Annotated in this window: 21 protein-coding genes; 12 read left to right on the forward strand and 9 right to left on the reverse strand. The window is 42.8% G+C overall.

From position 1 onward, the window contains the following. Positions 1-150: 150 nt before the first annotated feature. The 4 genes from DV872_RS20550 to DV872_RS20565 are packed head-to-tail and all read left to right on the forward strand — an operon-like array spanning position 151 to position 5,000. The gene (locus tag DV872_RS20550) at positions 151-1,029 is read left to right on the forward strand and encodes a carbohydrate ABC transporter permease (protein ID WP_114631847.1); all 879 of its coding nucleotides are present in this window, start codon (positions 151-153) and stop codon (positions 1,027-1,029) included. After that, the gene (locus DV872_RS20555) at positions 1,026-1,859 is read left to right on the forward strand and encodes a carbohydrate ABC transporter permease (protein ID WP_114631848.1); all 834 of its coding nucleotides are present in this window, start codon (positions 1,026-1,028) and stop codon (positions 1,857-1,859) included. Before DV872_RS20550 ends, DV872_RS20555 begins: the two co-directional genes overlap by 4 nt. Next, complete coding sequence (locus DV872_RS20560; RefSeq protein WP_114631849.1) at positions 1,856-3,004, forward strand: aminotransferase class I/II-fold pyridoxal phosphate-dependent enzyme; 1,149 nt, start codon at positions 1,856-1,858, stop codon at positions 3,002-3,004. The genes DV872_RS20555 and DV872_RS20560 overlap by 4 nt, the downstream gene beginning before the upstream one ends. A 13-nt stretch (positions 3,005-3,017) precedes the next feature. Next, the gene (locus tag DV872_RS20565; protein ID WP_114631850.1) at positions 3,018-5,000 is read left to right on the forward strand and encodes a beta-galactosidase trimerization domain-containing protein; all 1,983 of its coding nucleotides are present in this window, start codon (positions 3,018-3,020) and stop codon (positions 4,998-5,000) included. A 105-nt stretch (positions 5,001-5,105) separates the two neighbouring features. Here the strand turns inward: DV872_RS20565 and DV872_RS20570 are convergent, their stop codons facing one another. The 8 genes from DV872_RS20570 to DV872_RS20605 form a co-directional block, all read right to left on the reverse strand. Beyond that, entirely contained in the window at positions 5,106-5,927 is an 822-nt protein-coding gene (locus DV872_RS20570; protein ID WP_114631851.1) for an HpcH/HpaI aldolase/citrate lyase family protein, read from the reverse strand. After that, the gene (locus DV872_RS20575; protein WP_114631852.1) at positions 5,924-6,829 is read right to left on the reverse strand and encodes a dihydrodipicolinate synthase family protein; all 906 of its coding nucleotides are present in this window, start codon (positions 6,827-6,829) and stop codon (positions 5,924-5,926) included. Before DV872_RS20575 ends, DV872_RS20570 begins: the two co-directional genes overlap by 4 nt. 1 nt (position 6,830) lies before the next feature. Continuing rightward, on the reverse strand, positions 6,831-7,574 hold the full coding sequence (locus DV872_RS20580) for an RraA family protein (protein WP_114631853.1): 744 nt from the start codon (positions 7,572-7,574) through the stop codon (positions 6,831-6,833). Positions 7,575-7,595: 21 nt separating this feature from the next. Next, positions 7,596-8,696 (reverse strand): uroporphyrinogen decarboxylase family protein, encoded by a 1,101-nt coding sequence (locus DV872_RS20585; protein WP_114631854.1) that lies wholly within the window; start codon positions 8,694-8,696, stop codon positions 7,596-7,598. Positions 8,697-8,701: 5 nt separating this feature from the next. Then, positions 8,702-9,634 carry a dihydrodipicolinate synthase family protein gene (locus DV872_RS20590; RefSeq protein WP_114631855.1) on the reverse strand — a complete coding sequence of 311 codons (933 nt, stop codon included), beginning with the start codon at positions 9,632-9,634 and terminating at the stop codon, positions 8,702-8,704. Between the two features lie 17 nt (positions 9,635-9,651). Beyond that, positions 9,652-10,947, reverse strand: coding sequence for a TRAP transporter large permease (locus DV872_RS20595; RefSeq protein WP_114631856.1), 1,296 nt, complete (start codon positions 10,945-10,947; stop codon positions 9,652-9,654). Then, the gene (locus DV872_RS20600) at positions 10,944-11,438 is read right to left on the reverse strand and encodes a TRAP transporter small permease (protein ID WP_114631857.1); all 495 of its coding nucleotides are present in this window, start codon (positions 11,436-11,438) and stop codon (positions 10,944-10,946) included. The genes DV872_RS20595 and DV872_RS20600 overlap by 4 nt, the downstream gene beginning before the upstream one ends. 66 nt (positions 11,439-11,504) lie before the next feature. Next, positions 11,505-12,530 (reverse strand): sialic acid TRAP transporter substrate-binding protein SiaP, encoded by a 1,026-nt coding sequence (locus tag DV872_RS20605; protein WP_114631858.1) that lies wholly within the window; start codon positions 12,528-12,530, stop codon positions 11,505-11,507. Between the two features lie 160 nt (positions 12,531-12,690). Here DV872_RS20605 and DV872_RS20610 point away from each other — a divergent pair, with 160 nt between their 5' ends. After that, on the forward strand, positions 12,691-13,413 hold the full coding sequence (locus DV872_RS20610) for a FadR/GntR family transcriptional regulator (RefSeq protein WP_216664426.1): 723 nt from the start codon (positions 12,691-12,693) through the stop codon (positions 13,411-13,413). Between the two features lie 77 nt (positions 13,414-13,490). On the opposite strand, the gene DV872_RS20615 is transcribed toward DV872_RS20610, so the two are convergent. After that, positions 13,491-13,931, reverse strand: a complete 441-nt coding sequence (locus DV872_RS20615) for a hypothetical protein (protein WP_114631859.1) — start codon at positions 13,929-13,931, stop codon at positions 13,491-13,493. A gap of 610 nt (positions 13,932-14,541) precedes the next feature. On the opposite strand from DV872_RS20615, the gene DV872_RS20625 reads away from it, so the two are divergent. The 7 genes from DV872_RS20625 (at position 14,542) to DV872_RS20655 (ending at position 21,995) form a co-directional block, all read left to right on the forward strand. Next, on the forward strand, positions 14,542-15,039 hold the full coding sequence (locus DV872_RS20625; protein ID WP_114631861.1) for a hypothetical protein: 498 nt from the start codon (positions 14,542-14,544) through the stop codon (positions 15,037-15,039). Positions 15,040-15,116: 77 nt separating this feature from the next. Further along, positions 15,117-16,106 carry a LacI family DNA-binding transcriptional regulator gene (locus DV872_RS20630; RefSeq protein WP_114631862.1) on the forward strand — a complete coding sequence of 330 codons (990 nt, stop codon included), beginning with the start codon at positions 15,117-15,119 and terminating at the stop codon, positions 16,104-16,106. Positions 16,107-16,165: 59 nt separating this feature from the next. Continuing rightward, the gene (locus DV872_RS20635; protein WP_114631863.1) at positions 16,166-17,278 is read left to right on the forward strand and encodes a glycoside hydrolase family 15 protein; all 1,113 of its coding nucleotides are present in this window, start codon (positions 16,166-16,168) and stop codon (positions 17,276-17,278) included. Beyond that, on the forward strand, positions 17,268-18,530 hold the full coding sequence (locus DV872_RS20640) for an ABC transporter substrate-binding protein (RefSeq protein WP_114631864.1): 1,263 nt from the start codon (positions 17,268-17,270) through the stop codon (positions 18,528-18,530). Before DV872_RS20635 ends, DV872_RS20640 begins: the two co-directional genes overlap by 11 nt. A 72-nt stretch (positions 18,531-18,602) precedes the next feature. Beyond that, entirely contained in the window at positions 18,603-19,475 is an 873-nt protein-coding gene (locus DV872_RS20645; RefSeq protein WP_114631865.1) for a carbohydrate ABC transporter permease, read from the forward strand. Beyond that, on the forward strand, positions 19,465-20,289 hold the full coding sequence (locus DV872_RS20650) for a carbohydrate ABC transporter permease (RefSeq protein ID WP_114631866.1): 825 nt from the start codon (positions 19,465-19,467) through the stop codon (positions 20,287-20,289). The genes DV872_RS20645 and DV872_RS20650 overlap by 11 nt, the downstream gene beginning before the upstream one ends. Beyond that, a complete protein-coding gene (locus DV872_RS20655; RefSeq protein WP_114631867.1) occupies positions 20,286-21,995 on the forward strand; it encodes a glycoside hydrolase family 66 protein in 1,710 nt (569 codons plus the stop codon). The genes DV872_RS20650 and DV872_RS20655 overlap by 4 nt, the downstream gene beginning before the upstream one ends. Positions 21,996-22,003: the final 8 nt, after the last annotated feature.

Raw genomic sequence — 22,003 nt, forward strand, 5'->3', positions numbered from 1 at the left:
TTAAACAAATTGTAGCACGATGGGGTCGCTTTGCGGCCCCTTTTTACATTTAAAGACTTTCGAATAATTGTTTTGAAAAAGAAAAGGGCTGTCGCTTTAGTCTAATTAGACTTTTGCAACAGCCCCTTTTAATAAGAAGGAGCATTTAAAATGAATCAGAGAAAGACATGGGGATATATTGCTCCAACACTTTTATTGATCACATTATTAGTTTACATTCCGGTTTTAAAGGGCATTATCATCGCCTTTCAGAACTACAATATGTTCAATATCATGGATATTCACTTCAATGGGTTCCAGAACTATAAAGACATTATCAATGACAGGGCTTTTCCATTTATGGAGGTTCTCTATAATACATTTACCTGGGTTTTTGTCTCTCTGGCACTTCAGTTTGTATTAGGATTTTCTCTTGCACTTCTGCTTCGTAAACCATTCAAAGGCAGAGGAGTGTATACTAGTCTTGTTTTTTATACCTGGGCCGTTTCAGGTTTTGCCATCGGACTTATCTGGTCCTGGATGTTTAATGGACAGTTCGGACTGATTAATGATCTTCTAATGAGATTTCATCTTATAAAGACTCCTATCGGATTTTTATCCGATCCAAGATATGCCATGATCTCCGTAATCATTGCAAATGTCTGGTACGGAATTCCTTTCTTCGGTATTATGCTGCTGGCTGCGCTTCAGTCAGTTCCAGCAGAACTGTATGAAGCTGCCAGAATGGACGGTGCAGGTCCCTGGTCACAGCTGTTCAATGTAACAATCCCCTTTATCAGTGCAACCATTATAAGCACAACTCTGCTCAGGATGATGTGGATAATGAACTTTCCGGAAATCATCTATGGTATGACAAACGGAGGGCCTGCAAACTCAACTAATATTCTGGCTACCTATATGATCAATAAGATCTATAAAGAGTTCAATTATGGCCAGGGCGCTGCAATCGGTGTCATGATAATGGTCATATTATTGATTTGTACAACAACATATTTATCAATGACAAATAAAAAAGAGCTTGAATTATGAAAAAAGATTATTTGAAAAAAACAGGGCGTGTAATAGCTCTTGCTTTATTCTTTATTTTTGCGGTGGGTCCTCTTTATTGGATCATTGTTACTTCACTGAAAGATACAAAGGAGATATATACTTTTCCAATTAGATATCTCCCTTCCTCTCCTTCATTTGATAGTTACAGAAAACTGTTTGAATTTGCTAATTTCGGATTGTATTTCAGAAACAGTTTTCTGGTGACGACACTGGGTGCATTAGGTGCCATGATCTGCTCAATCTTCAGTGGTTACGCCTTGTCCCGGTTCAGTCAGAAGAAGATCAAAAAGTCCCTTATTATGCTACTTTATTTTACTCAGATGGTCCCTACATTTATTCTTATGACACCACTGTATATGATGATGGTGAAAGTCGGAGGTATCGACAGTCTGCTGGTTCTCAGTATTGTATACATGGTCACAGTGCTGGCTTTCTGTGCCATAATGGCGAAAAGCTTCTTTGACAGAATACCCTCCAGCCTGGAAGAGGCTGCTGAAATAGACGGATGTTCGGCTTCTCAATCTCTTTTCAAAATTATACTGCCCCTGATGGCCCCCGGATTAACTGCAATCTTCAGCTTTGCCTTCGTAAATATCTGGAATGAACTATTTATTGCCATTCTCTTTATTTCCACACCGGAAAAAATGACAGTTCCCGTTTCACTGAACTCTTTTATCTCTAAAGCTGGAATAAGCTGGGATGTAATGAGTGCCGGACTTGTGATGGCTCTACTGCCGACCATGCTGATCTTTGCCATAGGACAGAAATATATTGTTTCCGGACTGACTGACGGAGGGGTTAAGGGATGAATGATCTACTTGAGCTGGGTTCCGTTCTTACTAAGGATGAACCTTACGCAGGGACAAGCAGCCCCATGGCACCTCCAATATATCAAACATCGCTTTTTACATTTCCCGATGTAAAATCCATAGAAGTTGCTATGGCGGATGAGCTGAACAGCAATCTTTATACAAGGGGAAATAATCCTACCGTACAGGAAGTGGAGAAAAAAGTAGCTTTTCTGGAAAAGACCGATAAAGCAAAATTGATGTCAGCCGGGGTTTCGGCCATTGCTGCATCAATTATGGGCTTTGTAAAACAGGGTGATCATATAATCTGCACCAATGACAGCTATGGCTGGGCTCAATATATCTGCAGCACTTATTTAAGTCGTTTTGGAGTGGAAGTTTCTTTTATAGACGGCTGTAATCTTGAGGAACTAAAAAACTCAATCCGCCCCAATACAAAACTGATTTATCTTGAGAGTCCCAGTTCAATTACATTCCGTGTTCTTGATCTTAGGGAAATAGCAGCAATAGCAAAAGATAATGATCTCAAAACAATAATTGATAATACCTGGGCAACACCTCTGTATCAGAATCCAATAGAATTCGGCATTGATCTGGTTGTCCATTCTGCATCCAAATATCTGGGCGGGCACAGTGATATTATCGGTGGAATTGTAGCAGGAAGCAGTGCGGATATTGATCATATTTTCAATACGGAGTTTTTACCGCTGGGAACAGTTCCTGACCCATTCCAGGCATGGTTGATCCTGAGAGGGATGAGAACACTTCGTGTCAGGCTGGCTGAACATCACAGTACAGCATTAAAGCTTACTGATTTTCTGGATCACCATAAAGCTGTAGAGAAGGTCTTCTATCCAATGCATCCTTCCCATGATCAGTATGAACTTGCCAAAGAACAGATGACCGGTGGACCGGGTCTGCTCTCAATAAAAATGGAAAATAAAGATCCATCCCATATCACTGCCATGGTTGAATCATTGAAGAATTTTCATATTGGAGTCAGCTGGGGTGGTTATGAAAGTCTGGTTTTCCCCGTATTGGCCACAAACAAAGGTGATCCCTCCATGGTGCGGCTGCATCTGGGCCTGGAAGAACCAGAATTACTGATGGAAGACCTGGATCAGGCCTTCCAACATCTAAAATAATAAAGGAAAAATAATGAGACTCAGACAAATACACCTGGATTTTCATACGAGTGAGAATATTCCCCATATAGGTAGAGATTTCAATGCTGAGGAATTTGCTCAGACATTGAAAAAGGCTCATGTGGATTCAATAACATGCTTTTCACGATGTCATCATGGATGGCTGTACTATCCTTCAAAAAAGTTTAAAGAGAGAATCCATCCCCATTTGGAGAAATCCGATCTTCTTGGCGAACAGATCAAGGCCTGTAAGGAAGCGGGTATTAAAGTACCGGTATATCTGCCTCTCCAATGGGACCATTTCTCGGCCAATGAGAATCCAGGTTGGTTGGTGCTTGATGAAAATGGTAGACAGTACGGTACAGGACCATATGAGGCAGGATTTTATAGACAGTTATGTCTTAATACAGCTTATCGTAACCTGGTACTCGAGCAGGCTCTGGAAGTACTGGAGATGTATCCCGATGCCGACGGCTTGTTTCTGGATATTATCAATTCCCGGGAATGCTCCTGTGTTGAGTGTCGAAAGGGGATGGTGCGAGAAGGCATAGATCCAACAAGCAGTGAAGGACGCAGGAAATATATGCGCCTGGTTATAAAAGAGTTTACAGAATTTATCAGTTCTGAAATAAGAAAAGTAAGGCCTGATGCAGGTATTTACTATAACCATAGTCATGTCCGCTTAAGTCACAGAGATATCATTGATGGATTTACACATCTTGAGCTGGAATCACTTCCCGGAGGAGGCTGGGGCTATTGGGATTTTCCAATTACCATAAGATATGCCAGAACACTGGGGGTTCCATGCATCGGACAGACAGGAAAGTTTCATACCTCCTGGGGGGATTTCAACTCATTAAAAACCAAAGCATCCCTGGAATTTGAATGTTTCAGATCTCTCGCCTTCGGGGCAGCCTGCTCAATAGGTGATCAGCTGGATCCTCTGGGAAAGTTGTCTGAACCAAGCTATAAGCTCATCGGCGGAGTTTATGAACAGGTCGAGAAGAAAGAACCCTGGTGTCGGGAAGTAGAACCTGTTGTTGAAATGGCTGTATTTTCACCTGATCGTTTTGAGGGTTCTGCGAACGGCGGATTGTCTCCGGATATTTCCGGCTGTACCCGTATGCTGCAGGAGCTGGGTTATCAGTTTAATATAATTGATGAAACTGAGGACTTTTCAAAATACAGGATTGTCATTCTGCCGGATAATGTCATGATTGATGATATGGAAACCGGTAAGAAGCTTGATGACTTTGTCAGTAAAGGCGGGGCAGTTCTTTCCAGCTACAGATCCGGCCGTAATTCAGAGTCACAGGATTATGTACATTTCAATCCCGGTGTTTCCAGTACCGGCACATCTCCATTCTGCCCGGATTTCATAGTACCCGAAGGGGATATGCTCAAGGATCTTGAAGATGTTGATTATGTGATGTATCAACAGGCTGAGTGCGTTAAAGCTGAAGACGGAACCGATGTGCTTTGTTGGGTAAACGAACCGTATTTCAATAGAACATGGGAACACTTCTGTTCTCATCAGCACAGCCCATCTTCCGGCAGGCGTGGGTATCCCGGAATCCTGAAGAACGGCAGAAAAATACATTTTATCCATCCGGTTTTTACAACTTATCATGAGATGGATCCTCTATGGTGTAAAACTCTTGTTAAGAATGCCATTGATATGTTGATACCTGACAAAATTGTTGAGCATAATGGTCCCAGCTCCCTGGTAGTAACGGTAAATCAGCTGGTGGACAAAGATTCTTATGTTCTGCATATGCTTCATTATATTCCTGAAAGAAGAGGAGTTAAGTTTGACAGTATTCAGGATGTTATCCCTCTGTATAACACAGAACTGAGTATCAAACTTTCTGAAGCAGTCAGCAGTGCTGTTCTTGTTCCAGAAGATGTTGAACTGAAATCTGAGATCAAAAATGGAAGACTGATATTTACAGTACCTGAACTGCATGGACATCAGATGATAGAGCTTAAGAAATAAATATTAGTATTATGATTATTCCGGCTCCCTCTTTATTCAGTAAAGGGAGCCGGCTTTTTTTTATTGTATTTTATGCTGAAATTTGGGGAGTACTGCTTCCAGGAGCTATATGCTCAGAGTTTCATGATCTATTTGTTTCTCATCATTCAGTCTCTTTCGCATATGAGTAATATCATTATTCAGCTTTGAACCTGCTGCAATGAGATCTCCTTCATGAATCAGAATATTCATCCCCTGTTCGGCCCATTGGATCATCTGCTCAGTATCTCCGGCTGCATAACCCTTGTGATAACCTACAGATTTTTTGTGTTTCACAGCGATCTTAATGATTCGGTCAATAGTTTCCAGAAACAGAGGATTCTCATATTCCTCAGGAATATCAAGAGAGCATGATAAATCATGGGGGCCGATGATAATGCCGTCCAGTTCGGGGAAGGAGAGAAGCTTATCCAGGTTCTCCACTGCAGAAAGGCTCTCAATATTTATAAAAAGAACATTGTCCTGATTCTTATCATTAAGATAATCCAGTAACTTATCCTCAAGCCTGGTCTCTCCTATCAGGAACTGCTCCAGCTTTTGACCCTTCAGAGGTTTGTATTTAACTGCACCGATCAAGTTTCTCACCTGATCTTCTGTTTCAATATAGGGAGCTAGAATCCCTGTGGCACCCGCATCCAGGGCAACACAGGCCTTATAGGGATCGGGATCAGGAATACGAACTACCGGGGCTGTGTCCATTGAACTGAATTGATGACAAAGAGTAGATACATCTCTCAGATTTATTGGAATATGCTCCATGTCGATAAATACAAAGTCCAGGCCCATAGATTTGAACGTATCGATCCATTTCGGATCTGTTACAGTAATCAGAGTGCTGTAGACTCGCTCATTTCTCTGCATTGCTTCTTTTAATTCTCTGCCAGTCATACCTTAAGATTCCTTTCAAGTTCAATTATTTTTTGAATGTGATAATCCGCCTCAGCAAGATGAATATTGTCGAATGGAAGTATCGGTTTTCGTACTGAGGGAGTGTTGTACACTCCCTGTTTCCATAGAAGTCTCTTGAAGAAGTGGATAGAAATATCCAGATGCTGGTTTGAGAATGCAAGAACAGGCTGGAGCTTCTCAAAGAGCTCACGAGCTTCTTTTTTTCTGTCAGAGTGGAAATATTCGAAGATCCCGCAGTAGATTCTGTGCATTCCTGTAGGCATAAATGCATGGACACCACGTTCCAGACCCTCGAGCATCTGGGATACTGCCCAGCCGCCGGACAGATGGAGTTTTCCCTCTGTTTTATCGAGTATCTCTGAGTATTTCACTCCCGCAGGGACGGTTTCAATTTTAAGACATTTGAAGGAAGGGATCTCCCTGAACAGTGACTCAATCAACGAAGTAGGGAGTCCCCAGCCGCTGAAGTCCCAATCCTGAAGCATCAGGAAGTCCGGTTTAAGAGCGTCCAGATTTCGGACAGCATCTTCATACTGTTCGTCATTCTCATAAGGGATATTCGCAAGAATCCCCTGACAGCCTGCCTTAAGATTGGATTCAGCCAGGCGAAGCATTTCCTCTTTGGATGATGCTGAGGTTCCGCCGATAACAGCAGCTCTGCCATCGGCTGCCTCAACGACTCTAATAACCATTTCATTCTTTTCGGATTCAGAAAGTTTACTTACCTCTGATGCCATTGCCGGAACCAGAAAACCGGCCACACCGCTCTCTATTGCCAGAAGGACATTCTTCAGAAGAGACTGTATATCCAGCTTGTCATCCGATGTAAAAGGGGTGTTGAGGACTGTAATAATCCCCCTGAGATCCTTTATCGGATTCATCTTACCACTCGCCTTTTTTTCCTGCAAAGTTCTTAGCTGCTGTTCCAAATTCCTTAGACGCCTTTGTAATGTCTGAAAGTATTTCTTCAATAGAACGCCCGGCTTTACCCCTGGCAGCAGGAATGACTGTGTTGCATTCGTTGTTATCCATAAATATGACCGATTCCAGCAGGCGGGATTGATCTTCCTCGGGAATAATCAGGAATCCATGTTTATCAGCATGAATCAGATCACCCGTAGAAACGGGGCATCCGAATACACTTACAGTCTCTCCCCAGCTCACGGGAACACTCCAGGCATGACCTACACACATACGGGATGCAAGAGCCTTGAATCCGGCATTCATCATCTCATCAACATCTCTGACGGCTCCGTCAGTAATTGTTCCCACACAGCCCAGGGCTCTGTGAATATTGCTGTTTACCTCGCCCCAGAAAGCACCGATGAAGTTGGGTTTATCCAGGTCTTGAACGACAACAATCTTAGGACCATCCTGTGAAGCCACCCAGGTATAGTACTCTTTCCAGACACCCTCTCTGAAGGAGTGGCTTCTATTTGATGGTTCACAACTTACAGTGACTGCCTGACCGACCATGGGGCCCTGGGCAGGCATGAAGTCTCTGGTTTCTTCTCTGTTGAAGTAGTTACCAGACCTGTCATTTTCAGAGATGATCTCCCATCCGTTATAAATGGTGGGGGTGTTCCATCTCTTGAGTTTGAGCATATCTTCATAACTGATTTTCATTTATTATTCCTCTTTATGTATTTACTGTAGACTGTATTTTTCAGCCAATTTAATGAAATCTCTGATCCGCTGATCTTCTGTTGTATTTTCAATATCAGCCAGAACAAGATCACAGGGTGCGTATTCCCCGGCTACTTTCTGTACGGTATTTTCAAGCTCATGTATGGGCATGGATTCTATTTCTGTAGGCATGAAGAGTACTGCTCTTCGTGCATCAGGGAACATTTCTCTCATACGCGGCAGATCTGAATGAAGACCCGTATCCAGATAACCCATTTTATCGATCTTTCTAAGGGAATCGAGATAGGGATCGGCTACCCAGTTACAGGTATGAACACCGAAACGGTCAAATCCCTTTGAGAGAGACTGATCCAGGGGCAGGATAAATTCCTCATACATCTGTGAAGAGATCATGCTCATCACACAGTTGCTCATAGATAAAAGATTCACTTCAAAGCCGGAACGTCTCTGACGAGCCTGTATGATTTTTGCAGTTCTTCCAATGGTGTCTGCTATGTGAGCAAAAAGATGATGCGCGAAGTCCGGATCGTCTATCATATCCATAAACAGTTCCTGTCCACGAATCTTCATAGCTATATTCAGAATCCCCTGATAGTTCAGATAGCCCCGGATCTCTCCATAGAGTTCTTCAAGACGGTCCATCTGCTTGAGAAGATTCTGCATCACAGGATGACTCTCAAGGTCAAAGGGTTCAAGAGCCGCAAGAGTCTCTTTGGAGGGCCGGCTTTCGGGATCTCCGTCAGGCCAGTTGTCCGACATATAGACAGGTTCTATCCCATAAAGCATAGATATCAGAAGAATTCCATACACACTGGAGATGGTGGCACATTCGGGATAAATCCCATCCCTATCCTCAAGTGAAAAATAAGGGATCATGGGAAAAACTTCACTCAGGTGGGAGCGCATTTTGACCAGAGATTCATAACGGTAGACAGGATCTTCATGCCATGGACGTGAAAAATCTATGCCCAGTCTCTTATTATACCAGCGTGGAGTGAACCCCAGAGAAACTCTCAAGGAGGATTCATCTCCTGTGCAGGGCTCACGTGTCGCAGCCCCTGCAAGGGGAATATGATTTCTGAGCTGTATTGATGTATTCAAAATTTTCAGGCGCCTCTGTATTTCAGGCTCATCTGTTGAGATACCGCATAAAACTGTTCAATCTCCAGCTTCTGAGATTCGGTCATCTGACGGAGTCTTGCATCCTGGCGACGGCTCACAAGGTTTGTCATCACTCCCTCTTTTATCAGATTGTATCTGGCATTGGCCGGATAGAACTGATTCTCTATAGTGGAGGAACATCCAAGATAGTTCTGCAGCTCTTCGGCTTCCTGGCCCATCTTTTCCCAGTCATGACAGAGTTTGTAATACAGATCGCTGTGAAAGTTAGTCATTATACCGCTGTATCCGGAAAATCCCTCTTTCAGGCTCATCAGAAGAGTTGCTGCATTGGCATTGAAAAACTTCAGCTTTGTTCCTTTGGAGAGGGCGGCCCGTTCCTTTATCATTTCCGGATCACAGCAGGTGTCTTTAATAAACTCAAAACGACCCATGGCAATCAGCTCTTTTACGACTTCTGCCGAGAGTATCCGTTTGTAGGGATAAGGGCACTCATAGAAACCCAGGGGCAGGTCTTCAGGCAGACCTTTCATCAGTTTGTTCAGGTTATTCAACCAGACTTTATCATCTTCCCAGGGGGCTGCCAGACGATTGCTGACCAGAACCAGTGCATCCGCACCGGTCTCTGCAATAGCCTGCATATCATTGATCTGGCCTTCAATTGTATCTGATACATGACCCGATGCCATCACTGGATAGCGGCCATCTGCAATTTTAACAGTATTACGGCATAGCTCTACTCGTTCATCACGGCTCAGTTCAAACATATCACTTGACTGACAGACTGCGAACAGTCCATCTATACCTCTGTCTATATACCACTCTATAAGTCTCTTAAGAGCCTCATAGTCTATGGTCTGGTCTGTATTGTAAGGTGTGAGCATAGTGGGGTAAACACCGTTAACGATTTCTTTTTTCATCAATTTTTCCTTTAATTCTACATACCGACCATGGTGGGCAGGAATGTAACAAGCTGGGGTATATAGGTCACCATAAACAGGACTGCAAAGAGAACAAGCAGCATGGGCAGAATCTCTTTGATAATTTCTTTTAGAGGGGTCTTTGAAATTCCGGAAACCACAAACAACAGCATTCCGAAGGGCGGCGTCGAGAGACCAATCATCATATTCAGTGTGATCATAACACCGAAGTGAACCAGGTCTATTCCAAGAGTATTTACCAGAGGCAGTACAATCGGGATAAATACGAGGGTAATACACATCGTGTCTATAAACATACCCAGAATGATAAATACAATATTGATCAGCAGAAGGAGTACGTATTTATTCTGGGTTACCGTGAGAAGCCAACCGGCAACTGCAGCGGGAATATGTTCAATGGCTACAATGTAGGAGAAGGCATAAGCCGTCCCAACCAGCAGAGATAGGGTTCCTGTGGTCTTTACGGTTCTTAAAATCACCTGAACCAGATCTTTAGGACCCATGGCTCTGTATACGAAAAAAGAAATAAGTATCGCATATAGAGCGGCCAGGGCACCGGCCTCGGTAGGTGTAACGATTCCCGAATAAATTCCTCCCAGAAGAACAACAATGGAAAGAAGTGCAGGAAAGGATTTGATGGTGATGGCAAGGGTATCCCGGAGAGCAAGTTTTTCACCCCTGGGGTAGTCTCTGATCCTGGCAACTACAGCGATATAGGCCATCAGAGCCAGACCGATCAGAATCCCGGGAACCATTCCTCCCATAAACAGGGCACCGATTGAGGCTCCCGAGAGCATAGAATAAAAGATCATTGGAATACTTGGCGGAAAAATCGGGCCGATTGTTGCAGAAGCCGCTGTAATTGCAGAACTGAATCCCCGCTCGTAACCATGGTCATTCATGGCTTTGATTTCCATCATTCCCAATCCCGAAGCATCTGCCAGAGCCGAACCGGTCATTCCGGAAAATATTATGGAAGCCACAACATTTACATGACCAAGGGCTCCTCGTTTGCGGCCAACCATGGCATTGGCAAATCGGAAGATCATATCTGTTACCTTACCGCTGTTCATGACCTCGGCCATAAACACGAATAGGGGAACAGCAATAAGAACAAATTTTGAGTTCATATTTGTAAGGAACTGAGATGCTGCCATACTAAGGTCGGCAGCCGGTCCCTGGGCAATTGCAAAGTAAAAGAGTGAAGCCATCAGCATACCTGGTGCAATGGGTATCCGTATAAGGAATATAAGGATAAAACATATTATAAATACGAGTAGAGCTAAATTCATGAAAGATCTCCCTTGGTCAGTTTGCGTACATCCCGGTAGATATCCAGAGAGTAACGTCCGATCATAAAGGCTAGAAATATTACGAATGGAGAAAATACTAAATCCATGGGGATCTTAAGAACGTTGGACTTTTTGTAGCCCATAAAAAGGACATAGTTCCATGAGGGAACCAGACCTATGATAAAAGCTGTAACCAGAAGGGTATGACCGCAGATTCGCATCCATATCTGAGTCAATGGACTGACTGCATCATAAAGCAAAGTAAATTTTACATGGGAATCTTCTCTCTTGGCATAAAGACCGCCTAAAAGGGATGTCCATATAAAGCAAATCAAAGAAAGCTCCAGCGTCCAGGTCAGGGGTTTAAGAAAGTACCGGAAAAAAATTCCGATAAGAAAAACGCTGAAAAGTGTTACAAAAGCAGCAAAGGGAATATAGATCTCAACAGTATCTACAATAAATTTACCAACTTTTTTTAATCCTGTTTTCATTTAAATACCTTTATAAATAAATCCCGGTACCAGCCTTTCAGCTTAGTACCGGGAAAAGAATCAATCTTATTTGACCATTCCCTGAACCTTGTCATAAAGGTCCCAGTCCCAGTCGGCAGAAATATCTTTACTCTCAGTCATGTAAGAGTTTTTAGCATATTCAGCAAATGCTGCTACATCGGGATCTTCGATGATGATCATACCTTCACCCCTGAAGAAATCAAGGATTCCGGCTTCTGTCTCCAGGTTGGTTTTATCACAGAATTCTCTGGATTTATCAACGGCTGCCAGAACCCATCCCTTCTGCTCATCGCTGAAGGACTGCCATTTTTTCTCATTGATTGTAGGCCATGTAGAGTCAACTACGTGGTTTGTAAGAACGATATATTTGGTAACTTCGTAGAACTTGGCATTCTTGTCTGTTCCAAGAGGATTGTCCTGACCTTCAACAGCACCGGTTTTCAGACCCATATATACTTCACCGAAGGACATGGGAGTAGGATTTCCACCAAGAGCCTTACCAAGAGCGATCCAGGAAGGACTTCCTGGAGTTCTCAGTTTAACACCGGACATATCTTCAGGAGTTCTGACAGGACCAACTTTTTCAACAAGGTTGAGCTGTCTTGTTCCCAGGTAATAAGCACCAAGGGGACGGATTCCCTGAGAATCTACAACATCCTGAAATACTTTATCACCTATTTCGCCGTTGAAAACGTTAGTCATGTGATCATATCCCTGGAAAGTATAAACAGCACTGAACATAGAAAGATAGGGGACAAATTCAGCCAGCCAGGGTGCGCTGGTATAAACCATATCAACAGTTCCCTGTCTTACAGCTGCCTGTTCACCTTCCTGTGAATAGAGCTGGCCGGAATGATATACATTGACAAGCATGGTGCCGTTAGAAATTTTTTCCAGTTCTTCTTTGAAAACGGTCATAGCCTCAGTATGAGCATCTCCGGGAACACTGACTGAGGAAAAGTTGATTTCCACAACCTCTTTTTCTCCAGCAGCTGTGTCAGACTGTCCACTTGCAAATGCAAAAGACATTGCGAATACACTGATTACAATCAGGCTTAATAATTTTTTCATTGTGACTCCTTAAATTGGATCGATAGATATTTACCGGTTTTACCGGATAAGAACATTGTATTATGACTTATGACACAAGTCAACTAATAGTTTTAAGTCTTGACATATGTCAATGTGGGGGTACAATAAATGATAATAACTATCTATAATTTGGAAAGTGATGCATATAAAAGAAATTGAGCCCCTAAAGAAAATTAAGATCTCAGATGAAGTAACTCATGCTCTGGAAAATATTATTGTTGAAAATAATCTTTCACCCGGGGATAAACTTCCTTCTCAAGCTGAACTATCTGAGAAATTAAAAGTTGGAACACGATCAATCAGAGAGGCCATACGCTCATTAGAATCTAGAGGTCTGGTTGAGACAAAGCAGGGTAAGGGTGTTTATGTAAAAGAGACTAACCTGGATTATTTCCTGGAGACCCTGATGGGCTCTTTTGTGTTTCATTTTTCAAATCAGAGGGATCTGCTGATAGATTTGACAAAAACCAGGCGAATCATTGAATCACAGAGCATTTACGATATAGCTGCTAATCCTCCAAAAGGATTTCTATCCCATTTCGCCACGTTGATCGAAGAATTGGATCTGAAAGCAGAGGAAAATGATATCGATGCCTATAATACTCTGGACTTTGAACTGCATCGCACCATCATTGAAGCGACTGAGAATAAAATCCTGATAACTCTTTATAAGCACCTGAATGCTCTTCTAGTCCGCAGTTTTTCAAAGACGGGCTATGTTCGCGGAAGTCTGGAGACCAGTATTGCTGATCATCATAAGATGCTTGAGGCCATAGTCTCCAAGGATTCTCTATTGGCTAAGAAGACCATGGAACAGCATATAAATCTTACCCTGGAGAAAGTTGAAAAGCTTCTTTCTTAAAATCAAAAAAAGCAAGTACAATACAAAGTGATATTGTATGTGATATCACTTTCGGGAGTATTTTATGTTTCTTCGTTTTAGCTGTTCAGATCAAAGTGCATGGTGCTGAGTGCCATTTTCCATTTCTGATTTATGATGGGCTGATAACAGAGGCAGCCGGCATGATTCAAAGGCACTTCCGCAAGTATTATTTCTTCAAGTGGAGAGCCTGTAAAATTTGCATCCTTCTTAAATCCTTCAAAAAAGGGCTGTGCTTTAGCGGGATCACTAGAGGGGGAGGCGCACATCAGGGCAGCTCCTTCCTGTTCTTCTTCAGGGATTTCAATCCAGGCTTTCTGAATAATATGATCTTCTGAAATCTTTGCATGAAGATGAGCTTTGAACTCTGTTCCGCCGTTGTTGCAGGTTGAACCCACAAAAATAAAACGGTAGTGAACCGATGAATCTCCAGTATCAATTTTTTCAAGGCGTTCAGTCTGCCATTTTTTCAGGGCTCTCTCAGCAACAGGATATTTCATGGTTCAACTCCTTTTCGAATATACTATTCCTGTATATAGATTCGAATATATGAAAAAAAGAATGAAGTTTTGTATTATCTTGTGCAGAGCCTTTTCAGTAGAGCCCGGTTATCCTCCCCACTACATATATATACAAGGAGACAATTACCGTGGTAATCAGAGTCATGACAATCCCAGAAACGGCAAAATTCCGAATGGAGAAGAATCCGGCGGAATAGAGGATTACATTTTGTGGGTTGAACCGGCATGGCCCTCCGTTCTTTGCGGAGATTCGACGGATCAATTTCCACGACATACATACAGCCGCCTATGTGTCCAACACCAGGAAATCCTATGGCTTCAATTGTCAATATACTGATTACAACCTGATATCATATGTGATATCACAATTGTGGTCCTATGAATGTGCTGAAAAGTGATATCGTATTTGATATCACTTATTCAGAAAGAACATTTGTATCAAAATGGAAGTTCCTGATTCAGTTCCTGATTCAATTTCTACCCGCTGTCAAACTCGATGAAAATGTCTATAATTAAAATTAAGGCCTTTTGGCCATCCAACGTAAAAACTGGAGTGATATTATTCACTCAGATTTGAATAGGAATAGATATGAACTACTCTCATTATGCCTTGCTTGCAATTATTGTAATTGTTATGGCCATAGTCCTGAAAAGACGGGAAACACCATCAACGGGGGACGATCAGAACAAAGAAGATGATCTCCCTGATATGAATGAAGTCTTTTTAAACCATTCCGGTGGCCGGACTGTGGTTGACCTTTTAAAAGTCTTTAATCCATCTGACCTTATGATTCTCAGATCCATCTTTGCAGCAGAGGGTATCGACAGTTATGTGAAATCCAACTACTTCGGGGATCTATACGGCAGTGCCAAGGAGTCTATTTTTTCCACTACGGTGATCTCCATATTTGAAGATAAAGTTGATGATGCCAAGGTGATCGTTCAGCAATACATTCAGAATCTACAGAAAGATAAGATAGATGCAGACCCCTCTATTAAAGATCATGTGCAGGCAGCAGCCACTGTATTAACAGGGGTTCCAACAGCTGCAGCAGACTTGAAATATCTCCCCGAGCTGCTGGTATAATATTTTTTTGTTGACATTTACTTCAAAGATGATATGCTTACGTAAGCGTTTACTCAAATAAAACTAAAAAGGTATCTATGACTGTTAAAATATCGGATGTTGCAAAAAAGGCCGGAGTCTCTACTGCCACTGTTTCGCGTATTATTAATAACCTATCAGGTTTTTCTGATGCCACAAAGATAAAAGTTCAGAAAGCCATAGATGAGCTTGGTTATAAACCCAATGCAGTGGCCAGGGGACTCGCAAGCAGCAAGACCGCGACAATAGGGGTTCTGCTGCCTATTTTATCCAGCCGTTATTCATCCCAGCTTATACATGGAATTGAAACAGAGGCACATAAGAAAGGATACAGTGTAATTATCTGTAATACTGATAGAAACGGTGAAAGGACTCTGGAATACCTTCGAATCTTAAGTGAGAAAAGGGTTGAAGGTATCATTTTTGCCAGTGAGTGGATAACTGAAGAGTATGGCCGTTACATGAAAGATCTTACCATTCCGGTTGTTCTTGTCTCAACATTTTCTCAGTCATTTAACTTTCCTTTTGTTCGTGTAGATGACAAACAGGCCTCTTACAGTGCTACAAAGTACCTTTTAGACAAGGGACACAGAAATATTGGCTTCATTTCAGGGACCCCTGATGATAGAATTGCCGGAATTCCCAGGATAGAAGGATATAAAGAAGCTTTGGCTGATTTCGGTATCGACTTCAGAGAAGAGTATATAAGCTATGGTGATTTTCATTTTAAGAGCGGTATAGCCGGAATGTCTGAACTGTGGAACCGCAAACTGGATATGACCGCTGTATTTGCTTCCAGTGATGAAATGGCTCTTGGGGCACTGACTTTTCTGCATGAGAAGGGAGTAAATATACCCGGTGAAATTTCTGTTATGGGATATGATGATACTTTAGATGCAGTTATGGCTGTTCCAGCTCTCAGCACATTGCATCAGCCTGTTGAAGAGATGGGGAGTAAGGCTGTGAATGTACTTCTCAGTAAAAATCATTCAGACAGTATTATTATGAGACATTCTATAACAGAGAGAAAATCAGTCAGAGAGCTTTGATTTTTTTTAGAATCGCAACGTAAGCGTTTACCTAATTATGTGTTTAAGGAGGGAATTATTTGGATAATCGGCAATTTTTAAGGCAGATAAGTCTGGAACAGATTCTCAGGAATCAGACAGAGGAAGGAGCCATAATCGCCGGATCTTCATTCAGCCAGTACAACTATTCCTGGTTTCGGGACGGTGCATTTATTGCATATGCAATGATAGGTGCCGGTAAGATGGAAGAGGCTGAAAAGTTTATCAGCTGGGGTAACAGGATTATCCTGAAGAGCAGTGAAAAAATAGCTGCTCTGCAGGAAAAGCTTTTATCCTCCAGGCCTCTTGATATTCAGGATTTCCTTGGTGCCAGGTATACGGCTCAGGGGAATGAGGATGAATCAGACTGGCCTAATTTTCAGATTGATGGATACGGTACCTGGCTTTGGTGTATGTCCGAGTATATGACTGCATTGGATGCAGAAGAACTTCCATCTTCATGGAAGAGTGGTGTTGAGTTGATTGTCAGCTATCTGAAGATGGTGTGGAGACTTCCCAACAGCGACTGCTGGGAAGAATTTTCTGACAAGATTCATCCAGCGACTCTATCCTGTGTGTATGGAGGTCTGAAAGCTGTTTCCCCCTGGTTGGATGATCCGGAACTTCCGGCTCTGACAGAGGAGGTTAAGGCTTATGTTTATGACAATCTTCATAAGGATGGCTATTTTCCCAAGTTCATAGGATCGGATCTGGTAGATGCAAGTCTGCTGTGGATATCTCTCCCCTTTGGAATGGCGGATGTGAATGACCCGGTAATGAAAAAAACCGTGGAGAAAATTGAAGAGGATCTTCTGGAAGAAGGAGGTGTTAAGCGATATTCAGAAGATACATATTACGGAGGCGGGCAGTGGATTATCCATTCCTGCTGGATGGCCTGGTATTACTATGAAACCGGCCGGTATGAGGAGGCGGAAACCCTGATGGAATGGGTTGTCTGTCGGCAAAAAAAAGACGGTTCATTACCTGAACAAACAACAGATATTACAAATGAACCGTCTATGGTAAAGGAATGGGAACAAAGATGGGGGACGGTTGCAACGCCTCTCACCTGGTCTCATGCCATGTTCCTGATCGTAGATCAGGTATCACAACTATACACGGAAAAAAAGGGAGTGTTAAGTTATGAAAATTAAGTGGATTTTTTTATGTCTTTTTATTACTGCGGCTTTAACTGTCAGTGCATCGGGTCAGAATGACAAAACTGAGATCAGTTATTTCTCGGGACGAGTGGAAACAGTGGAATGGACCGAGAATATGATAGAGGATTTTCAGGCACTGCATCCTGAAATTCTGGTTGAACATGAATATCAGAATGATGCCAGCAATGTGATGAAAATCAAACTGGCCTCAGGGGAAGTTCCTGATCTGACTACTGTTGTTACCCAGGATTTCATCGATCAGGGAATCTTTATGGATCTTTCGAATGAAGTGTACTGGGATCGGATACTCCCGTCGGTAAAAGATCTCTGTACCGATCTTAAAACCGGCAATCAGTATAAGATTGCCACCAATGTAACAATGGGCGGTCTATTCTATAACAAGGCCATGTTTGCTGAACTCGGTCTGAAAGATGCTGAAACATGGGATGAGTTTGTTGCTAATCTGACAGCTGTTAAAGAAGCCTATCCGGATGTTGTTCCCCTGTTTCTGGCAGGTAAAGATTCCTGGACTCTTGGTCATCTGATTGAATTCTGGGTTCATGGAATTATTAAACAGGATATGGGTATTCCCGGTTCCAGACAGGCCTTTCTTGATAATGAACTTGGGGATCTTGCCTTTGATGTACCCGGTGGACTTATGGAAAGTTTTGCAGCAGCTCTTCTTGAACTGCAGGATAAAGGCTTGATTAACAGTGATGCAGTTACTGCAACTTATGATAATCAGAAGGAAGCCTTTGCATCCGGCAAGGCAGCTATTATCAATCAGGGTATGTGGGTCGTAGGAGATATTATCAAACTGAATCCTGATATGACGATAAATATTGGTTTCGGTCCATTTCCTCCTGTAATGGATGGATATAAACCGATGGTTCTCTGTGCAGAAGATTCGGTTTTTGCAATTGCTGCAGACTCTGAGAATACTGCTGCAGTTAAAACATTTCTTGATTACCTTTTTAAACCTGAAGTTCAGAAAGAATACTGTGAACTACGGGGTATGCCCTCGGCCTTTACTGATGTCGACGCCGATTGGGCTCCTATCAAGGATGATGTCTCCCGTGCTGTAAAAAGCTATGTGAATATCAATTTTTCAACTGAGGCCCCCTCAGCTCTCTCGGTGGATGATGCCGGACGCCTGATTCAGGAACTACTGACAGGCATGTACGACTCTCCCTATGAGTTTGCCGAAGGTTATGCTGAAATCTGGAATGCAGCGTACAACAACTAATAGTGTCATTCCCCGGTTCGGTGCCCCCCGGCCGGGGATTTTTAAAGCCCTATTTATGGAGCAAAAATATAAATGAAAATTGATTCAAATCAGTGGCACAGGTATATGGCCCTTCCTGCTTTTCTCTTATTCAGCCTGTTCTTTCTTTTTCCTCTGTTTCGAGGATTAACTCTCAGTCTGACTTCCTGGGACGGATTTTCAACACCCCGGTTTATAGGACTGAGAAACTTCACATCTTTTTTATCAGACAGAAGAGCTCTTAACGATGTAAAAACAACTGTACTATTTGCACTTGGAAGTGCTCCTCTATTGAATATCTGCGGCCTGTTGCTGGCACTCCTTTTGCATACTGTATTCAAAGGGAGAAATCTTGTCAGAAGTCTTGTGTATTTACCAGCAGTGATCAGCCCTATGATCATGGGTTCTGTGTGGTACCTGCTTCTGCAGCCCCAGCGGGGATTATTCTACATCTGGCTGGAGAGATTCGGAATTACACCCGGGAACTGGATGCTCGGATCAGGAACTGCTCTCATGACAGTCATCCTGGTTAACGTCTGGCAATTTGCCGGAATGACTATGATTATATATCTTGCCGGTCTGCAGTCCATTCCGGATGAACTATATGAGGCAGCGGCTGTGGAAGGGGCGGGGAGGCTCCCGGTCTTTCGCTACATCACTCTGCCTCAACTCTTTCCGGCAGTGAAGATCAATATTATTACCAATATCATCGGTTCTCTCTCGGTTTTCGAAATTATTCTGGCCCTGACAGACGGCGGTCCGGGTTATGCAACTGAATCATTGAGCATCTACATTATGAGAATGTGTTATGGGAGTAAAACAGGCTATTCAACAGCTGTTGCAATAATTCTTTTTTTAATCATTCTAGGACCGGTTTTGTTTTCTTTGAAGGGACTCAACAAAGTGGAGGGCGGATATGATGTATAACAGAATGGAACAAAGTCTTCGCAGCCTGATTGTTCTAATTATATCTCTGGCGGCTTTTCTCCCTTTTTATGCTCTTATTCTGATCGCTCTGAAAGGACCTGAGGGTGGGCTCAGCGCCATCACCCTTATTCCCGATTTTCATTTGGTCAATTTTGTCAGGGCCTGGAATAAATCGAATATGGCCCGTGCCTTTCTGAATTCCAGTGTGATCACCTTCTCTGCGGTGGGATTACTCATACTTCTATCGGGAATGGCCGGTTATTCAATTGCCAGATCTCCTGGAAAGATGAACCGTTTCATCCTTATGTGTTTCTTATTGTGTATGATGATACCCGGAATTATAAACACGGTTCCCCTGTATACCCTTTTAATTAAACTACGGGGGATTAACACCTACTGGGCAATGATTATTGTCCTGGCTGTCAATGCATTGCCTTTTTCTGTTTTTTTATTCTCCGGCTTTATCAAAGCCATGCCTCTGGAGATGGAAGAATCTGCTGTCATTGACGGATGTTCATTATTTGAAGCCTATTGGCGTATTACATTTCCTCTGCTGAAACCGGTGACAGCTTCTGTTATAATCCTTCAAGGACTCGGGATGTGGAATAATTATGCCCAGGCAGTATTCTTTCTTCAAAGTGGAAAGATGAGAACTATTCCCTTATCCATTTCCTTATTCTTTCAGCAATATGGTGCTGACTGGCCGGTTATGGCTGCTTCCGCACTTATCGGACTGATGCCTGCTGTGGCGGCTTTTCTTTTCTTTCAGAAATTTTTTATCAGAGGAATCACAACAGGAGCTGTAAAAGGATGATCCATACATTAAGAGTTGCAACATTGAAAGGTCAGTACTCCAGAGATGAAGATATCACTGTGAGAATCAGCACTGAGCAGATATATGAGCCGGGGGATATGAAGCTCGAGCTGGAAGTACTGACTCCGGATATGAGCCTATTAAAAGAGGACTCTCAACTCTCCAGTGGTTTTCCACTTGAGATTGCCATCACCCTGCCCGAGGATTCATATCCCGGCGGATGGAGAGGGTTTTCCCTGGTTTGCAGACTTTATAAAGATAAAGAACTGGTCGCAGAAGGAAATACAGCCTTTGATCTGAAAGACCCTGAGCAAAGAGTGATCCGATATGGATTTCTGAGTGACTTCAGAACTGAGGACAGGCAGAAAATGGAAGCCTCTCTCGATTTTCTGGCTGAGTTCCATATGACACATGTTCAGTACTATGACTGGACCTACAGACATCATGAATACAATGGTGATACAGATGTCTTTTTTGATACCATGGGCAAGGAAATTGACCTGACTCTTGTAAAGGATGAGATTGAAGGTTGTAGTGAAAGGGGAATGTTCAGTCTCGGCTATGGTGCCGTATATGCCGCTGGTGAGGAGTATCTGCACCTCAACCCCTCTCAGGCTCTACGGGACTGTGAGGGAATCCCATACAATCTTATCGACCGTTTTTACATCATGGATATCAGTCCCGGATCACGGTGGAGAGAGTGTCTGATGAAGCAATATCTGTATGCTGTTAAAACAGTAGGTTTTGACGGAATACATATGGATACTTATGGTTTTCCAAAAAAAGCCTTTGTACAGAATGAGTCTGAGATCCATGGCGTAACATTGGAAAATGATTTTCCGGATCTGATAGAAGAGACAAGAAATACATTGGGAGATCAGGCACAGCTTATTTTCAATAATGTGGGAAACTGGCCGGTTTCTGCTACCGGTCCTGCTCCTCAGGATGCGGTGTATATTGAGGTATGGGATCCATACGATTCATATTCTCATATCCGTCAGATAATCTTATCCGCCAGTGAGTATGGAAAACCAGTCATTCTGGCCGCCTATCTGGCTCCATTCAGACTCGAAGAGAATCATGGTGGAATGAGAGCGCTTTATTCGGCTTTAATACTGCAGAGTATAATAGTCTCTCTTTCTGCAAGTCATCTGCTTCTGGGAGAAGGAGGAAATGCACTGACTCAGGGCTACTATAACGATTATTCTCCCCTCAGGGATGATGAACGGTCTTTACTGAAGACCTACTATGATTTTCAGGTACGCTGCACAGACTTTTTCTATAATTCTGATCTGGTAGAGATTTCAGAGACTCATACCGCGGGAGAGAACAGAGAATATTTTTTCTCGGGAGCTTCTGTCTCGGCCGACGGTCGCCCGGGCACTGTCTGGACCATAGTCAGAGAAAGTCCTGGAATGAAACTTATCTCCCTGATCAATTTATGCGGCCAGACAGATTCAATATGGAATAAGGGGAAGGAAGCTCCTGTCAACGTAGAAAATTTCACAATGCAGATTCCCATGGATGGAGTTGTGGATTCCATCTTCTACACATCACCTGAGCTTAATTCTCAGACAGCTGAAATACTTCCCATAAATAAAATCCGTAATGAACGGGGACCCGCAGTACAGGTGGAACTGAAGAATCTCCCACTTTGGTCAATCGTTGTTGTGAAACAGGCTCTGGAAAAAAATTCACATCTCTGATTAAATCA

Source organism: Oceanispirochaeta sp. M1, from assembly GCF_003346715.1.
GTDB lineage: Bacteria > Spirochaetota > Spirochaetia > DSM-2461 > DSM-2461 > Oceanispirochaeta.

What these genes read in the sequence shown, in the direction of transcription:
- DV872_RS20550 (WP_114631847.1), top strand. Translation starts at nt 151, where the DNA reads ATGAATCAGAGAAAGACATGGGGATATATTGCTCCAACACTTTTATTG.
- DV872_RS20555 (WP_114631848.1), top strand. Translation starts at nt 1,026, where the DNA reads ATGAAAAAAGATTATTTGAAAAAAACAGGGCGTGTAATAGCTCTTGCT.
- DV872_RS20560 (WP_114631849.1), top strand. Translation starts at nt 1,856, where the DNA reads ATGAATGATCTACTTGAGCTGGGTTCCGTTCTTACTAAGGATGAACCT.
- DV872_RS20565 (WP_114631850.1), top strand. Translation starts at nt 3,018, where the DNA reads ATGAGACTCAGACAAATACACCTGGATTTTCATACGAGTGAGAATATT.
- DV872_RS20570 (WP_114631851.1), bottom strand. Translation starts at nt 5,927, where the DNA reads ATGACTGGCAGAGAATTAAAAGAAGCAATGCAGAGAAATGAGCGAGTC.
- DV872_RS20575 (WP_114631852.1), bottom strand. Translation starts at nt 6,829, where the DNA reads ATGAATCCGATAAAGGATCTCAGGGGGATTATTACAGTCCTCAACACC.
- DV872_RS20580 (WP_114631853.1), bottom strand. Translation starts at nt 7,574, where the DNA reads ATGAAAATCAGTTATGAAGATATGCTCAAACTCAAGAGATGGAACACC.
- DV872_RS20590 (WP_114631855.1), bottom strand. Translation starts at nt 9,634, where the DNA reads ATGAAAAAAGAAATCGTTAACGGTGTTTACCCCACTATGCTCACACCT.
- DV872_RS20595 (WP_114631856.1), bottom strand. Translation starts at nt 10,947, where the DNA reads ATGAATTTAGCTCTACTCGTATTTATAATATGTTTTATCCTTATATTC.
- DV872_RS20600 (WP_114631857.1), bottom strand. Translation starts at nt 11,438, where the DNA reads ATGAAAACAGGATTAAAAAAAGTTGGTAAATTTATTGTAGATACTGTT.
- DV872_RS20605 (WP_114631858.1), bottom strand. Translation starts at nt 12,530, where the DNA reads ATGAAAAAATTATTAAGCCTGATTGTAATCAGTGTATTCGCAATGTCT.
- DV872_RS20610 (WP_216664426.1), top strand. Translation starts at nt 12,691, where the DNA reads ATGCATATAAAAGAAATTGAGCCCCTAAAGAAAATTAAGATCTCAGAT.
- DV872_RS20615 (WP_114631859.1), bottom strand. Translation starts at nt 13,931, where the DNA reads ATGAAATATCCTGTTGCTGAGAGAGCCCTGAAAAAATGGCAGACTGAA.
- DV872_RS20625 (WP_114631861.1), top strand. Translation starts at nt 14,542, where the DNA reads ATGAACTACTCTCATTATGCCTTGCTTGCAATTATTGTAATTGTTATG.
- DV872_RS20630 (WP_114631862.1), top strand. Translation starts at nt 15,117, where the DNA reads ATGACTGTTAAAATATCGGATGTTGCAAAAAAGGCCGGAGTCTCTACT.
- DV872_RS20640 (WP_114631864.1), top strand. Translation starts at nt 17,268, where the DNA reads ATGAAAATTAAGTGGATTTTTTTATGTCTTTTTATTACTGCGGCTTTA.
- DV872_RS20645 (WP_114631865.1), top strand. Translation starts at nt 18,603, where the DNA reads ATGAAAATTGATTCAAATCAGTGGCACAGGTATATGGCCCTTCCTGCT.
- DV872_RS20650 (WP_114631866.1), top strand. Translation starts at nt 19,465, where the DNA reads ATGATGTATAACAGAATGGAACAAAGTCTTCGCAGCCTGATTGTTCTA.
- DV872_RS20655 (WP_114631867.1), top strand. Translation starts at nt 20,286, where the DNA reads ATGATCCATACATTAAGAGTTGCAACATTGAAAGGTCAGTACTCCAGA.